Annotated in this window: 11 protein-coding genes; 3 read left to right on the top strand and 8 right to left on the bottom strand. The window is 46.5% G+C overall.

The features are described from left to right. Window positions 1–69: 69 nt before the first annotated feature. Complete coding sequence (gene adhE, locus ACX1DY_RS26265) at window positions 70–2,697, bottom strand: bifunctional acetaldehyde-CoA/alcohol dehydrogenase (protein WP_458967131.1); 2,628 nt, start codon at window positions 2,695–2,697, stop codon at window positions 70–72. 226 nt (window positions 2,698–2,923) lie between these two features. On the opposite strand from adhE, the gene pflB reads away from it, so the two are divergent. Together pflB and pflA are read left to right on the top strand one after the other, a co-directional pair. Beyond that, complete coding sequence (gene pflB, locus ACX1DY_RS26270) at window positions 2,924–5,152, top strand: formate C-acetyltransferase (protein WP_458967132.1); 2,229 nt, start codon at window positions 2,924–2,926, stop codon at window positions 5,150–5,152. 14 nt (window positions 5,153–5,166) lie between these two features. Continuing rightward, window positions 5,167–5,907 carry a pyruvate formate-lyase-activating protein gene (pflA, locus tag ACX1DY_RS26275; RefSeq protein ID WP_458967133.1) on the top strand — a complete coding sequence of 247 codons (741 nt, stop codon included), beginning with the start codon at window positions 5,167–5,169 and terminating at the stop codon, window positions 5,905–5,907. A gap of 61 nt (window positions 5,908–5,968) precedes the next feature. Here the strand turns inward: pflA and ACX1DY_RS26280 are convergent, their stop codons facing one another. From ACX1DY_RS26280 to ACX1DY_RS26290, 3 genes are read right to left on the bottom strand one after another with little or no spacing between them, the layout of a single operon-like run. After that, a complete protein-coding gene (locus ACX1DY_RS26280) occupies window positions 5,969–6,601 on the bottom strand; it encodes an acetyltransferase (RefSeq protein WP_458967134.1) in 633 nt (210 codons plus the stop codon). Next, the gene (locus ACX1DY_RS26285) at window positions 6,598–7,737 is read right to left on the bottom strand and encodes a DegT/DnrJ/EryC1/StrS family aminotransferase (protein WP_458967135.1); all 1,140 of its coding nucleotides are present in this window, start codon (window positions 7,735–7,737) and stop codon (window positions 6,598–6,600) included. Before ACX1DY_RS26285 ends, ACX1DY_RS26280 begins: the two co-directional genes overlap by 4 nt. Window positions 7,738–7,781: 44 nt before the next feature. Then, window positions 7,782–8,645, bottom strand: a complete 864-nt coding sequence (locus tag ACX1DY_RS26290) for a glycosyltransferase family 2 protein (protein ID WP_458967136.1) — start codon at window positions 8,643–8,645, stop codon at window positions 7,782–7,784. Between the two features lie 122 nt (window positions 8,646–8,767). Between ACX1DY_RS26290 and ACX1DY_RS26295 the strand changes: the two genes are divergently transcribed. Beyond that, window positions 8,768–10,297 carry a glycosyltransferase gene (locus ACX1DY_RS26295; protein WP_458967137.1) on the top strand — a complete coding sequence of 510 codons (1,530 nt, stop codon included), beginning with the start codon at window positions 8,768–8,770 and terminating at the stop codon, window positions 10,295–10,297. On the opposite strand, the gene ACX1DY_RS26300 is transcribed toward ACX1DY_RS26295, so the two are convergent. The 4 genes from ACX1DY_RS26300 to ACX1DY_RS26315 all read right to left on the bottom strand — a co-directional run bounded on the left by ACX1DY_RS26300 (window position 10,257) and on the right by ACX1DY_RS26315 (window position 14,324). Continuing rightward, the gene (locus tag ACX1DY_RS26300; protein ID WP_458967138.1) at window positions 10,257–11,546 is read right to left on the bottom strand and encodes a hypothetical protein; all 1,290 of its coding nucleotides are present in this window, start codon (window positions 11,544–11,546) and stop codon (window positions 10,257–10,259) included. The genes ACX1DY_RS26295 and ACX1DY_RS26300 overlap by 41 nt on opposite strands. A 99-nt stretch (window positions 11,547–11,645) precedes the next feature. Then, a complete protein-coding gene (locus ACX1DY_RS26305; protein ID WP_458967139.1) occupies window positions 11,646–11,843 on the bottom strand; it encodes a hypothetical protein in 198 nt (65 codons plus the stop codon). Between the two features lie 454 nt (window positions 11,844–12,297). Next, window positions 12,298–12,651: a hypothetical protein gene (locus ACX1DY_RS26310; protein WP_458967140.1), complete on the bottom strand. Its 354-nt coding sequence runs from the start codon at window positions 12,649–12,651 to the stop codon at window positions 12,298–12,300. A gap of 530 nt (window positions 12,652–13,181) precedes the next feature. Next, window positions 13,182–14,324: a Fic family protein gene (locus ACX1DY_RS26315; protein ID WP_458967141.1), complete on the bottom strand. Its 1,143-nt coding sequence runs from the start codon at window positions 14,322–14,324 to the stop codon at window positions 13,182–13,184. Between the last annotated feature and the right edge of the window lie 77 nt (window positions 14,325–14,401).

Genomic DNA, 14,401 nt, shown 5'->3' on the forward strand with positions numbered 1-14,401 from the left:
CCCTTAAAGGCAGCCTTTTTTCTCGGGAATTTGCGGTTTTGTCAGAAGGACAGAAACACAAAGCACTCGTTAAAATCTCCCATAAAACGCATTCCGGTAAATATCCGCAAGTTCTGTGACTAGGGGCATCCGGGGATTGGCTGTTGTGCATTGGTCCTCGAAGGCGCGGTCAGCCAGATAGTCGACCTTGGATTCAAAATCGGCTGGATCAAAGCCGAGCTCCTGAAATTTCTCCGGAATGCCGAGCGATTGGTTTAGCTTGCGGACAGCCGTAATCAAGCTGTTAACCCCTTCTTCCGTGGTACTGGCTGCGAGTCCGAGCATTCTGGCGATTTCGGCATAACGCTCATCGGCGATGAAATAACGGTATTTCGGGAACGATGCGAATTTTGACGGCTTCTGGGCATTATACCGAATGACATGCGGCATCAGAATCGCGTTCGTTCGGCCGTGTGCCGTATGGTATTCTCCGCCCCATTTGTGCGCCAAGCTGTGGTTAATCCCAAGGAAGGCATTTGCGAAAGCCATTCCGGCGATCGTTGACGCATTATGCATTTTCTCACGGGCAATCGGGTCAGCCGTATGAAATGATTGCTCCAGATACTGAAAAACAAGCTTGATGGCATGAAGCGCCAAACCATCGGTATAGTCACTGGCCATGACGGAAACATAAGCCTCAATGGCATGCGTCAACACGTCCATCCCGGTATCCGCAACCGCTGTCTTCGGCAAAGTATAGACAAGCTCCGGATCAATAATCGCTACGTCCGGGGTCAGTTCGTAATCCGCAAGCGGATACTTGGTATGTCCTTCTTTTTTATCCGTGATTACCGCAAACGAAGTCACCTCTGAGCCTGTCCCTGACGTCGTCGGGATAGCGACGAATTGGGCTTTTACGCCTAATCGCGGATATTTGTAGACCCGTTTGCGGATATCCAGGAACTTCTGTTTCAGCGAATGGAAGCTCGTATCCGGGTATTCATAAAACAGCCACATCGCCTTCGCCGCATCCATTGGTGAGCCGCCCCCCAGGGCAATGATGCAGTCCGGCTTGAAGCTGTTCATCATTTGAGTCCCGCGTTCAACTGTCTCTACAGACGGGTCTGGTTCGACATCGGCAAAAATTTCAATAGAAACAGGCTCCGCACGTTTTCTCAAGTAATATTCGATTTTTTCCACGTAGCCAAGCTTCACCATCATTTCGTCGGTAACAATTAGCACCTTGGAGATGGCAGGCATTTTCTCGAGATACTGCGTGGCCCCTTTTTCAAAGTAGATCTTAGGCGGAATTTTGAACCACTGCATATTCACTCTCCGGTATGCGACACGTTTGATGTTGATTAGGTTGACCGCGGTTACATTGGAGGTGGTCGAGTTTTTGCCGTAGGATCCACAGCCTAAGGTAAGTGATGGTAAGTTGGTGTTGTAAATATCGCCGATAGCCCCCTGTGTCGAAGGAGAATTGACAATCACACGTCCGGTCCGTAACCTTTCCGCGAAGGCCTCGATCACCGTATTGTCCTTTGAGTGAATGACGGAGGAGTGGCCCAAACCGCCGAAGGCGACGATTTCGGCTGCACGATCAATCCCCTGTTCAGCCGATGTTACCTTATAACATGCCAGAACGGGGCTTAGCTTCTCGGCGGACAGCGGGAAGTCCGTTCCCACACCTCCTAATTCAGCTACAAGAATTTTCGTATCCTTAGGAACCTGAAGACCGGCCATCTCGGCAATTTTGTAAGCGGGCTGTCCGACAATTGCCCCATTGACGGCACATCTCTCCCCGGTAATTACCAAATTCGATACTGCTTCAGTTTCCGTCTTATCTAGAAAATAGCAACCGTTGTCCGTCATCATTTGGCGAACCTGTTCATAAACCGGTTCCTCGATGATAACGGCCTGCTCGGAAGCACAGATCATGCCATTATCGAAGGTTTTGGAAAGAATAAGATCGGTAACCGCCTGTCGCAGATCAGCCGTTTTCTCGATAAAGCACGGTACATTTCCTGGTCCGACGCCAAGCGCAGGCTTACCTGTACTATAGGCGGCCTTTACCATAGCTGAGCCGCCCGTGGCGAGGACTAGGGCTACATCCGGATGATTCATGAGCAGTTGCGTCGCCTCTAGTGACGGATTCTCAATCCACTGGACGCAATGTGCCGGCGCTCCTGCAGCTACTGCCGAATCAAGCAGCGTTTTTGCCGATTCCGAACTGCATTTCTGCGCGGACGGATGAAAAGCAAAAATGATGGGATTACGCGTCTTCGTGGCAATCAGCGTTTTAAATATCGTTGTGGAGGTCGGATTGGTTACAGGCGTAACACCGGCAATAATACCAACCGGTTCGGCTACCCGCTGGAAATTCTCATAAAGATTTTCTTCAATAATTCCGACGGTTTTATTATTTTTGATGCTGTTATAAATGTATTCTGATGCAAAAAGGTTCTTCGTGATTTTATCTTCGTACACGCCGCGCCCGGTTTCTTCAACCGCCATCTTGGCAAGATGCATATGCTTGTCCAGTCCGGCGAGCGCCATCGCTTGCACAATCCGGTCAATCTGTTCTTGATTCATGGAAAGGAACGCTTCTTGCGCAGCCCTTGCACGGGTAACCAGCTCATTGACCTCATCCTGTGCGGTATGCTGCTTCTCTGTTTTGCTTTCGTTGCCTTCTGTTTGGCTTTGTGTGACAGCCATCGTTTTTTCCCTCCCCGGCAGCCTACTCGTGGTGGCTTAAATTAGGTTGTGAAATCAAATAAAGTCCCTAATTAACAAGTACAGTTTTACCTGCTTTCGTTGAATTATCCCCGTTCCCAATCACTGCCGTTTCCGACCCCCTTTACCTCCTTTATATTTGCCAAGACTGATCATACTAAGCACATCCCATCACCATGACGAAGGTGTTAAAGGAGGAAACGAAGCGATGCAGGCATGGGAAGGTTTTAAATCAGGGAGCTGGCAGGAAGAGGTCGATGTCCGCCAGTTTATCCAGCTCAACTACGAACCGTATGAAGGAGATCCGTCTTTTCTGGAGGGTCCCACGGAAGCAACGCAGCAGCTCTGGAAGCAGTTCATGGAGCTCGCAAAGAAGGAACGCGACCAAGGCGGAGTCCTAGATATGGATACCAAGGTGGTTTCCAGCATTACTTCACACGAACCAGGCTATTTAAATAAGGAGCTTGAGCGAATCGTCGGTTTACAAACCGATGAACCCTTCAAACGCGCTCTTCAGCCCTACGGCGGAATCCGAATGGCCAAAAATGCTTGTGAATCTTACGGTTACGAGCTGGATCCGGAAATCGAGCATATTTTCTCCACTTACCGTAAAACTCACAATCAGGGGGTATTTGACGCCTATTCGCCTGCCATGAGTCTCGCTCGAAAAGCCGGCATCATCACCGGGCTTCCGGATGCGTATGGCCGGGGACGTATTATCGGCGATTACAGACGTGTTGCATTATATGGCACGGATTTTCTGGTCAAAAGCAAAAAAAATGAGCTCTCCCTCTTCGACGACCGCACCATGACCGATGATGTGATTCAGACTCGTGAGGAAATCACAGAACAGCTCCGCGCCCTTTCAGAGCTGCAGCAGATGGCGGCCAGCTATGGATTCGATATTTCCAAGCCGGCGACGACCGCGCAGGAAGCCTTCCAATGGCTGTACTTCGGGTATTTGGCCGTAATCAAGGAACAGAATGGAGCGGCTATGAGTCTTGGTCGAACCTCCACTTTTCTGGACATTTATGTAACGCGTGACCTGAAGGAGGAAAGGCTAACGGAGCAAGAGGCTCAGGAGCTCGTCGATCATTTTGTCATGAAGCTCCGTATGGTGAAATTCGCGAGGACACCGGAATATAATTCGCTGTTCAGCGGCGATCCCACTTGGGTGACCGAATCGCTTGCAGGTATCGGTCTGGACGGTCGTCCGTTAGTCACAAAGACCACCTTTCGAATCCTGCATACGCTTGAAACGCTCGGTCCATCGCCTGAACCGAACTTGACCGTACTTTGGTCCACCCGGCTTCCGCAGAAGTTCAAGGAATATTGTGCACGTATGACCATTCAGACAAGCTCTCTTCAGTATGAGAATGATGATTTGATGCGGACTTATTTTGGTGATGATTACGGAATTGCCTGCTGTGTCTCGGCCATGCGGATTGGAAAGCAAATGCAGTATTTTGGGGCCCGGGCGAATATGGCCAAAGCGTTGCTGTATGCGATTAACGGCGGAGTGGATGAAAAGATGAAGGTGCAAGTAACCCCGCCAATGCGGCCGATTCTGTCGGACAAGCTGGATTTTGACGAAGTGATGGATGCTTTCGACTATGTGATGGAATGGCTTGCCGAGCTCTATATAAACACCTTGAATGTAATCCACTTCATGCACGATAAATACTGTTATGAACGTATTGAGATGGCACTTCACGATCAGGAAACGATGAGGACGATGGCAACAGGGATTGCCGGATTGTCGGTCGTAACCGATTCACTCAGCGCCATTAAATATGCTAACGTTCGGCCCGTTCGGGACGAGAGCGGCATTGCCGTTGACTATATCGTTGAAGGGGAATATCCCGCTTACGGAAATAACGATGACCGCGCGGATGATATCGCTGTTGACCTCATCAAACGGTTTTTTCGCAAGCTGAAGAAACATTCGACCTACAGGGAGGCCAGAACCACGATGTCTGTGCTGACCATTACCTCCAATGTGGTATACGGTAAGCTGACCGGGAACACCCCGGATGGCAGGAAGCAGGGTGAGCCATTCGCTCCAGGTGCGAACCCGATGCACGGGAGAGATAAGAAGGGGGCTATTGCTTCATTGGCCTCCGTGGCGAAGCTGCCCTATGAATACGCTTTGGATGGCATATCGAATACGTTCTCGATTGTTCCAGGTGCCCTTGGGAAAAACGAAGAAGATCGAGTCCATAATCTGACCGCGATTCTTGACGGGTATACAGCGAAGGATGGCCATCATCTCAATATTAATGTGTTCGACAAAGAAACCTTGCTTGATGCAATGGAGCATCCGGAACAGTATCCGCAGCTTACAATACGAGTGTCGGGGTATGCGGTTAATTTCATCAAACTGACCAGAGAGCAGCAGCTCGATGTCATTAACAGAACCTTTCACGAAATTATCTAACGGGGGAAGCGCTGATGGAGCAGCATCAAGGCCGCATTCATTCCATTGAAACATCCGGTATGGTAGATGGACCCGGTATCCGGTTCGTTGTTTTTATGCAGGGATGCTTACTGCGCTGCCAGTATTGCCACAACCCGGATACCTGGACGATTGGGAAAGGCCGGATCGTAACCGTTCAGGAATTGGTTGAAGAAATTCGCGGGTATCTCCCTTTCCTGCAGTATTCCAGGGGCGGAGTGACGGTGAGCGGCGGGGAGCCTTTATTGCAGGCCGATTTTTTGCTGACTCTGTTCCAGGAATTGAAGCAGGGACTCGGTGTTCATACCGCCATCGATTCTTCAGGCGGTTGCTTCACCCGGCACGGCCATTTCTTCGAGACGCTGCAGCAGTTGATGCAGTATACCGACCTCGTGCTGCTTGATTTAAAGCACATCGATCCGCAAAAGCATCTCAGCTTAACGGGCAAGCCCAACGATCATATTCTCGAATTTGCCCGTTTTCTCTCGGAGGCTAATATTCCGGTCTGGATCCGGCATGTCCTTGTTCCCGGCTTGTCCGATGATGAAGCTGATCTTCGGAAGCTGGCTGACTTTATCAAGACCTTGCATAATGTAGAGCGCGTTGAAATCCTGCCCTATCACGAAATGGGAAAGTACAAGTACGAACAGCTTGGTATTGAATACCCTCTTCTCCATACCAAGCCACCGGATGAAGAGACCATTCGAATGGCAAAAGAGATTTTAGGCGCACATTAACACAGCTAGTAAAAGACACCCAAAGAGGTGTCTTTTTTTCAGTGTAAATGTTCAGAGAACATTAAAAGCGTTTTTTTACGACTGCAGGTACACCGGCAGCCAGGGTAAAGTCGGGGATATCATCTTTGACAAAAGCTCCCCCACCGACTATAGACCAACAACCGATGTGACGTTTCTCCCGCACCGAAGCGCCGATGCCAATATAGGCTCCGTCACTAATAGTTACATTGCCTGCCAGATTCACACCAGGGGCTATGGTCACATAATTACCAATAACCGCATCATGACTGATGCTGACACTCCGATTGATGATTACATGATCTCCGATCTTAATATTGCCAGACAGGATGGCCCCTTCAAAGACCATGCTTCCCACTCCGATGATATTTCTTTGCGAGAAACGAACATGGGGGTGTATTAGAGGGGAGGCGATATGAAATCCTGACTGGATGGTATTATAAGTGAATCGCTTCTTTAATGCCGGGTCGCCTACCCCTGCGCATATGAGCTCAACCTCATTTTTTAACGCTACAATATCAGTCAAAATTCCCAGTACGGGAACACCATCTACAACCTGACCTTTCATCTCCGGCCGTTCGTCTAAAAAACCTGCCACTTGAACTCCCAGCTCTTCACATAACCAGTTAATCTCTCTGGCGTGTCCGCCCGATCCCCAAATAACGATTTTTCTCATTTGGTTTTTTCTCTTCCCAAGCTCCCTAGAACTTTCACAATCCGCTCAACGGTAAGCTCATCGAGCTCCTCCCACAAGGGTAAGCTGACAATATGCTCTGCAATATATTCGGTAACATGAAGAGTAGCATGGGGATAACGCTGAAACTGCTTCTGCTGATGGCATGCCGGGGAAAAGTAGGTTCTGGCTTCAATGGAATTAGAGGCTAATAACTCAATAACTTCCCGATTGCTGTGAGAATCTGAACTGAGGATAGATATAAATTGATGAACAACCGATCCTTGCAGTTTTTGTATCGACCATCCTTGTTCTAATAAACCTGCTTGGAGCAGCTCTGTAAGATAATATTCGTAGATAGTCTTTCTGTTCTCCTGTACAGCCTTGAATTGATCGAGAGAGGCTAAAGCGATAGCGGCGGTATATTCGGGGATCTTACTGTTCAGACCTTGCAGGACAGACTCCCTGCTGCTTGAGAAACCAAAATTCCCTGCCTGACGAATTCGCTTGATGAGCTCCTGATCCGCACTATAGACCAGTCCGCCCTCTCCAATACCAAAAGATTTGGTGGCATGAAAGCTGAACACTACGGCTCCTCCAAAGCCTTTGCCAAAATGTGTGGCTGCTTCCGCAGTTATCGTTCCAAAACTGGCAGCGGCGTCGATGACTACCGGAATTCCTTGCTGCAGCAGCGAATTGTATATGGATAAATCAATTGCGGTGCCGAAGGTGGCATAAGGAACGATTACCGCAATATCATCCCCCAGCAGCTTTACTGTATGTTCCAATTGCTCACGATTCATTTGCCAGGTCTCCGGTTCAATGTCAAGGAAGTACGGCTCCAGTCCGCACCACTCAGCAGCAAGCGGGGTGGCTGCAAAAGTAAAGCTTGGCATAACCGCATATTTGCCTTTGGGACGCTTGCTTTGAGAAATCGCCAGCATGAGACCGACGGTAGCGTTATGAACGGTTACTGCTGAGCCGGTTCCATCAAATATTTGGTTAACGACGCGCTCTTCGAACAGGTTATTTAGGGGACCATAATTGGAGTAAATCCGGGTCGCTTCTATTTTCTCGAAATAGGAGATAAAGTGTTCTTTTCTCACCAAATGAGGTCGCAAGAAGGGAATGTCAAACACGATCTAGCCTCCTTCTCCACATGTGATTAATAAGGCTCGGATGTTCAGTCTAACGTTCTTAGCATCATTTCAATTCGCTTGATATCTGCAGCAAAATACTCATGTCCCTTTATGCGTTCGTGATAGGAATGGAGTGCGGTTTTAAACAAATCATCGGATTCAAGAAATCCGTCATCTCTTGAGTCAATCATAATATCTAACCATTGAGTGAAAGCATTTTGCCCAAGTGTTTGATTATTTTGATTAGGATGGATTCGGAAATAGCTTAGTGCTTCAGGAATATAAACGGCTTTTCCTTTGGATAGCAAAGTCAGCCAGGCAGCTAAATCATTAAGAAGAGAGTATTGCTTCCCTTTATATATTCCAAACCGATCCGTAAGATCTGTTTTTTTAAACAACACTGTCGTTGGTTCACCAATCACATTTAAACACCGGGTTAACGCAATGTTTGCGAGCGCTTTTCCGTCCATGATTCTTATTTCTTCGTACAGCTTTTTCGTTGCATAGAACGGTGGGATGAAGGTCCCTGCTTCATTTATGGTTTGGCGATAAGAGGTAACAAGTGTGATATTCTCGAAATTTTGAAAAAAGTAGATCATCTTTTCTATTTTTTCTTTGTGAAATATGTCATCATCCATCAAGTAATTGATAAATTCCCCTGAGGCTAAGTCGAAACATTTGTGCCAATTTTCAAGAAAAAGATTCTTCTCATTTTTATGATATTGGATGTGGGGAAACGAATGTAAATAAGGATCAATCATTTCCTGTACTTCATTAGTTGTGCTGTCATCACAGATGATAATTTCAATATTCGGGTACGTTTGTTCCAATGCGCTGTCGATGGCGATTTTTAGTGTATGAGGGCGGTTATATGCAGGGATAACTATGCTTACTAATGGGTAATCCAAGTTACTCCACCTTTCTAATCACGCGAATACATACAACACATACATATATATACTACTGGGAAATAAAATGTTGATAAGAAAATGGAGAAAATTTATTACGGAACAAGTAAAGGAGAATGCTCATGTCGCCAAATTTCATTCCACTACTGACCACTCATCTATTTGTATCGGGCAATATTTTAAAGGAAGATTTAAAAGAATTGATAGACCGGTTGGAAGAAAGCCACATCACAGTGAAGCTGTATGAACCGGGTAATCTAATACCAGACAATAGCTGCCCGGAGCCTCGGGTTTATGTTTCTTTGGGAGAGGAGTGGGGAGAATTTCCAACCCTTATATCGCTGCCTGCTCACGAAAAAAAACGCTGGGTACACTTCCAATCACCAAATGAAATCCAGCCTGTTAATTTATTGTTCTGCTGGCTCAAAGCAACGGACCCGCTTCCGGAGAATAGGCCTGTTCCTCGAGCTCAGTTTTCTTCAAACACTCCTTTAATATCGGTGTTCACTGCCAGTTACAGATCAGCAGAAAAAATACAGCGGCCTTATCAATCCTTATTGAAGCAGACCTACAAGAATTGGGAATGGGTAATTGTTGATGATTCTGGTGATGAAGATGAGACATACAAGCAATATTTACTCCCGCTGGATGACCACCGTGTACGGAGATATCGCCAGGATTCCCGCAATGGTTATATAGGGGCAATCAAAAGGTACGCAGCAGGGCTATGTACTGGGGAAATTCTAGTAGAGGTCGATCACGATGATGAGTTAACTCCTGACTGCCTGGAGAAAATCGTCAAGGCGTTTCAACAAAACCCGGACTGCGGCTTTGTTTATGGGGACTGTACTGAGGTGTACGTAGGGAGCAATAATGCTCACTGGTATGGTTGGGATTGTGGTTTTGGTTACAGCATTCATTACCGGGTATGGCTGCATTCAATGAACAGATGGCAAAATGCACAAAGACATACAACCATTAATGAGAAAACCATTCGTCACCTGGTAGGATTGCCCAATCATCCGCGTGCGTGGACGAGGGACTGTTATCATCTGATAGGCGGGCATCGTGATGAACTGCTGGTAGCAGATGATTATGATATGCTGGTTCGGACATTTCTTTGTACTAAAATTGCAGCTATTCCCGATTTGCTATATATCCAATACCGTAATGAAAATGGAAACAACACCACATTCCTAAGAAACAAGCAGATTCAGATTCTTGTGAGAGAGCTAAACAGATGCTATCATCAAAGAATTTATTTGAGATTGAAGGAGCTTGGTTTACCGGAGCAATTGCCTTATAGCCGTATATGGGAGACTCCTGCAAATGATCCTGCCCGGAAATCTGCTCATGTTATTCAAGAAGATGCTTCCAGAGTGTCGATATTGTTCCCTATTTCCTACTCCTGTCCTGAACAAGAGAATACCCAATTATTAAAGAGTCTGCAAAAGGGAATTGAAAATAACTTTAGTGACATGGAAATTGTGGTCGTAGGCCGTATTCCCGCAGTAATTGAAGCTTACGCCTCCGTGGCTCCTATGGGCGCAATACGATGGTGGCCAATGGAGCCCAATGATTCGTTAGAAACCTGTATAGAATATGCAAAATTTATTGCATCCTGTAAAGAAAAGGTGGTTGTAATGCCGTAAATCGGATTTTTAAGTACCTGTGTGGGAGCTCCGGGGTTATTTCTAAGGGGCTTCGACACAGGTTTTTTATTTTCAGAGCGTTCATGCGACAAAAAAAGACCCAAAGGTTATAAGTAACCTTTGAGTCATCTGAAGATACATATGCCTTAATCTTAAGGTTATAAAATGCCTTAAGGTCCTTGGTTACCTTGAGGTCCTTGGACGCCTTGAGGTCCTTGGTTACCTTGAGGTCCTTGGTCACCCTGAGGTCCTTGGTCACCCTGAGGTCCTTGGACGCCTTGAGGTCCTTGGACGCCTTGAGGTCCTTGAACGCCCAGAGGTCCTTGGTCACCCTGAGGTCCTTGAACGCCCAGAGGTCCTTGGACGCCTTGAGGTCCTTGAACACCTTGAGGTCCTTGGTCACCCTGAGGTCCTTGAACGCCCTGAGGTCCTTGGTCACCCTGAGGTCCTTGAACACCTTGAGGTCCTTGGTCGCCTTGAGGTCCTTGAACGCCTTGAGGTCCTTGGTCGCCCTGAGGTCCTTGGTCGCCTTGAGGTCCTTGAACACCCTGAGGTCCTTGGTCACCCTGAGGTCCTTGAATGCCCTGAGGTCCTTGGTCACCCTGAGGTCCTTGGTCACCCTGAGGTCCTTGGTCACCTTGAGGTCCTTGAACACCCTGAGGTCCTTGAACGCCCTGAGGTCCTTGGTCACCCTGAGGCCCTTGAACGCCTTGAGGTCCTTGGTCGCCCTGAGGTCCTTGAACACCTTGAGGTCCTTGAACGCCTTGAGGTCCTTGAACACCTTGAGGTCCTTGGTCGCCTTGAGGTCCTTGAACGCCCAGAGATCCTTGAACGCCTTGAGGTCCTTGGTCACCCTGAGGTCCTTGGTCACCCTGAGGTCCTTGGTCACCTTGAGGTCCTTGAACACCCTGAGGTCCTTGAACGCCCTGAGGTCCTTGGTCACCCTGAGGCCCTTGAACGCCTTGAGGTCCTTGGTCGCCCTGAGGTCCTTGAACACCTTGAGGTCCTTGAACGCCTTGAGGTCCTTGAACGCCTTGAGGTCCTTGGTCACCCTGAGGTCCTTGAACACCTTGAGGTCCTTGAACACCCTGAGGTCCTTGGTCACCCTGAGGTCCTTGGTCGCCCTGAGGTCCTTGAACGCCTTGAGGTCCTTGGTCGCCCTGAGGTCCTTGAACGCCTTGAGATCCTTGGTCGCCCTGAGGTCCTTGAACACCCTGAGGTCCTTGAACACTTTGAGGTCCTTGGCCACCCTGAGGTCCTTGAACGCCCTGAGGTCCTTGAACGCCTTGAGATCCTTGGACGCCTTGAGACCCTAGAACGCCTTGCGGCCCTTGGTCGCCTTGAGATCCTAGAACGCCTTGAGGTCCCTGAACGCCCTGAGGTCCTTGAACGCCCAGAGGTCCTTGAACCCCCTGAGGTCCTTGAACGCCTTGAGGTCCTTGACCCTGAGGTCCTTGAACGCCCTGAGGCCCTTGAACGCCTTGAGGTCCTTGAACGCCCTGAGGTCCTTGACCCTGAGGTCCTTGAGGTCCTTGAATGCCTCCATAATATGCTCCTAAAAGTTCTTCAGATACTAATCGATGAGCAGGCACCAATTGCCCCAATGCATCTTTACCCCAAACAGAAATTTGAGTTTGATCCTCTGCTGGTCCGCTTGTGGTGAACACAAATTCAAATGCATTTAAATTTGCAAAATAGTTCCTGGTCAAAACCGCATTTGCTCCAACCATTACTAATTCTTGCACATATAAAGCTCTGTTGCTGGTTAAATTGTAACCCTCGATCAAAACAGTAGAAGAATTTACAGAATCGCGGTTATCAATTTTAATGGTGACCGTTTGGGTGGGTCTGACTCCACTAACAGGATCATTTGCAATTGGTCCGGTTGATAATACTGCCATTAAGATATTCCCTCCTTTTTCGCAAAATTCAGTCCCCTTTAGTCTATGTCTCAACCATGTGAGAAGATTATGGATTTGTCTCTGCACATACGTTGATTTTTAAGACTCTAGTTGCTCATCCGCAACAATACGCTGGACGCTAAGAATTGCCCCGCTCCCGTTTTTTCCCCAAACCGAAATATCAGTATTTTCTTCAGCAGGACCGCTTGTGGTAAAAACAAATTCATATGCATTGAAATCTGCCCCATAATTTTTTGTAATAACTGCATTAGGGGCTACAGTAAATTCCTCCAATACATACAAGTTTCTTGAAGCGTTTAAAAAGTAGCCTTGAATTAAAATAATTGAAGAATTGACTGGATCTCGATTAATGACTTTAACGGTAACCTGCTGGATCAATCTGATCCCGCCAACAGGGCTATTCTCAATAGGTCCGGTTGATAATACTGCCATTAAGTTGATCCCTCCTTTACTGAAGTCATAGAATACTAGAACTAAAATAGGGACGGGGTTGTTGGAACCTCCATGTATCATATTAATAATTTGTTTATTTGATTGTTTGTTAGTCCATTAAAGATAAAAATACGGATAAGCCTAGAGAGGAATTACACAACATAAAGCGGTGGTTTGCTTCGATCCATGAGCGTGAGGAGGCCGATGGAGATAATCTGGAGCAAAAACTTATCGACAAGACCGAGGCTACCGAAAGCTGGGTAAGGGTTTTCCGTAACTGGAATATTGATTGTTGGCATATGCCAATATCGTGCGGAGGAAGTGACGAGGGAACCGGATAGTCTGGTGGATTGGCGTTCCATTCGACGGGATAGATAAAGGCCGATCAACGTGTAGTCACAGAGGCTAAAAAGGCTGCCGCCTCCATTTATTATTTAATAGTCGGGAAGCGGATTAAGGTACAAATGCTTTTTAGAGCACTGTTCTCCCCAGAGAAACAGTGCTCTAAATGTTGATGTATGCACATTGACTCAATCCGCGATACAGACGATATATTCTCCTCGGCTATGATTTGGTTTTATAACACCCAAATCTTTAAGTTTTGAAATGTTTTTTGCAATACTTGAGGGTGAGGCTTCTAGGATATCGTCAAACAATTGTCTATGAAATATCTCGCCGTCTTCCATCCTGCTAATCAACTCGAACATTGTCTTAGCATGCCCTCTTCCCAAAAACTCACGAATATGTTTTATTCTATCGTAACGTTGGAGTTCTTTGAGAACTTTGGTAAGAGATGCATTAACACATTCAAGATAAAATATAATGAAAGGTTGTAGGTCACCTTGGGTTGCAGTCATAAGCGTGTCGTAATAATCCTCGATTCTTTTATCGAAGAATTCTTCAACACTAAATGCATCCTTGATTGTAGCGAGGTCGGAATGAATTAAGCCAACCAAAGTTGAGAATGCCCGAGCTGTTCTTCCATTACCGTCAGGAAACGGGTGGATATAGCCTATTAAATGATGGGTGACCCCAGAAATAATTAGGGGATGCACTTTCTTGTCGAAATTTATTTTCTCCGTTTCATAGGGGGTTATAAATCCAGTAACACTAGTGTATAGCCAGGAAAAGTAGGCTTGCATAAGTCGTGGGACTTCATTAAATGCAGGAGGTTGATAACTAACATGCCCATCACCATCTTGAAGTGCTACAGGTATATTTCTATAACCTTCTGGATAACCGGTTAAGTCTTTCATTAAAGTGTGTTGAATTTTTTTTAATACAGATTCGTCCATGTCCGAAAAATCGTTGTTTGGATCTAAACTGTAGATATACTCATAGGTTTCAAAGACGTTCTTAACTTCTAATTGTGCCTTTTGTTTTATAGTAAGTGGGTTTCTCTTATAGCTTTGATAGAGTTGCTCTACTTCTTTGTATTCCAGTTTATTCTGTTCAATTTTAGTTGTGAAATGAGCTGTTCTAACTAAAGAGTTACGCAGGATTGTGGGTTTTAATGGATGGCTTTTTAATCCAAGTCTAGCTAATGCCCCTATATTTCGCTCTGCCTCTAGGATAAGTTGGTTTATTTCATAATCAAAAAGATTGAGATTGGGTTTATAGACTAGACGTTCTTCTGTAGTATCGAAGTGCTCATAAGCAAATACATAAGTCATTTATTACACCACCTTTTTACACTGAAAAATACGATTACATCAGTACTTTTCGCTTATTTTAATTATATTCAATTACA

Source organism: Paenibacillus sp. BAC0078 (assembly GCF_054483875.1).

Coding starts and splice junctions, on each gene's coding strand:
- adhE (WP_458967131.1), bottom strand. CDS start 2,697: ATGGCTGTCACACAAAGCCAAACAGAAGGCAACGAAAGCAAAACAGAG.
- pflB (WP_458967132.1), top strand. CDS start 2,924: ATGCAGGCATGGGAAGGTTTTAAATCAGGGAGCTGGCAGGAAGAGGTC.
- pflA (WP_458967133.1), top strand. CDS start 5,167: ATGGAGCAGCATCAAGGCCGCATTCATTCCATTGAAACATCCGGTATG.
- ACX1DY_RS26280 (WP_458967134.1), bottom strand. CDS start 6,601: ATGAGAAAAATCGTTATTTGGGGATCGGGCGGACACGCCAGAGAGATT.
- ACX1DY_RS26295 (WP_458967137.1), top strand. CDS start 8,768: ATGTCGCCAAATTTCATTCCACTACTGACCACTCATCTATTTGTATCG.
- ACX1DY_RS26305 (WP_458967139.1), bottom strand. CDS start 11,843: ATGGAGGCATTCAAGGACCTCAAGGACCTCAGGGTCAAGGACCTCAGG.
- ACX1DY_RS26310 (WP_458967140.1), bottom strand. CDS start 12,651: ATGGCAGTATTATCAACCGGACCTATTGAGAATAGCCCTGTTGGCGGG.
- ACX1DY_RS26315 (WP_458967141.1), bottom strand. CDS start 14,324: ATGACTTATGTATTTGCTTATGAGCACTTCGATACTACAGAAGAACGT.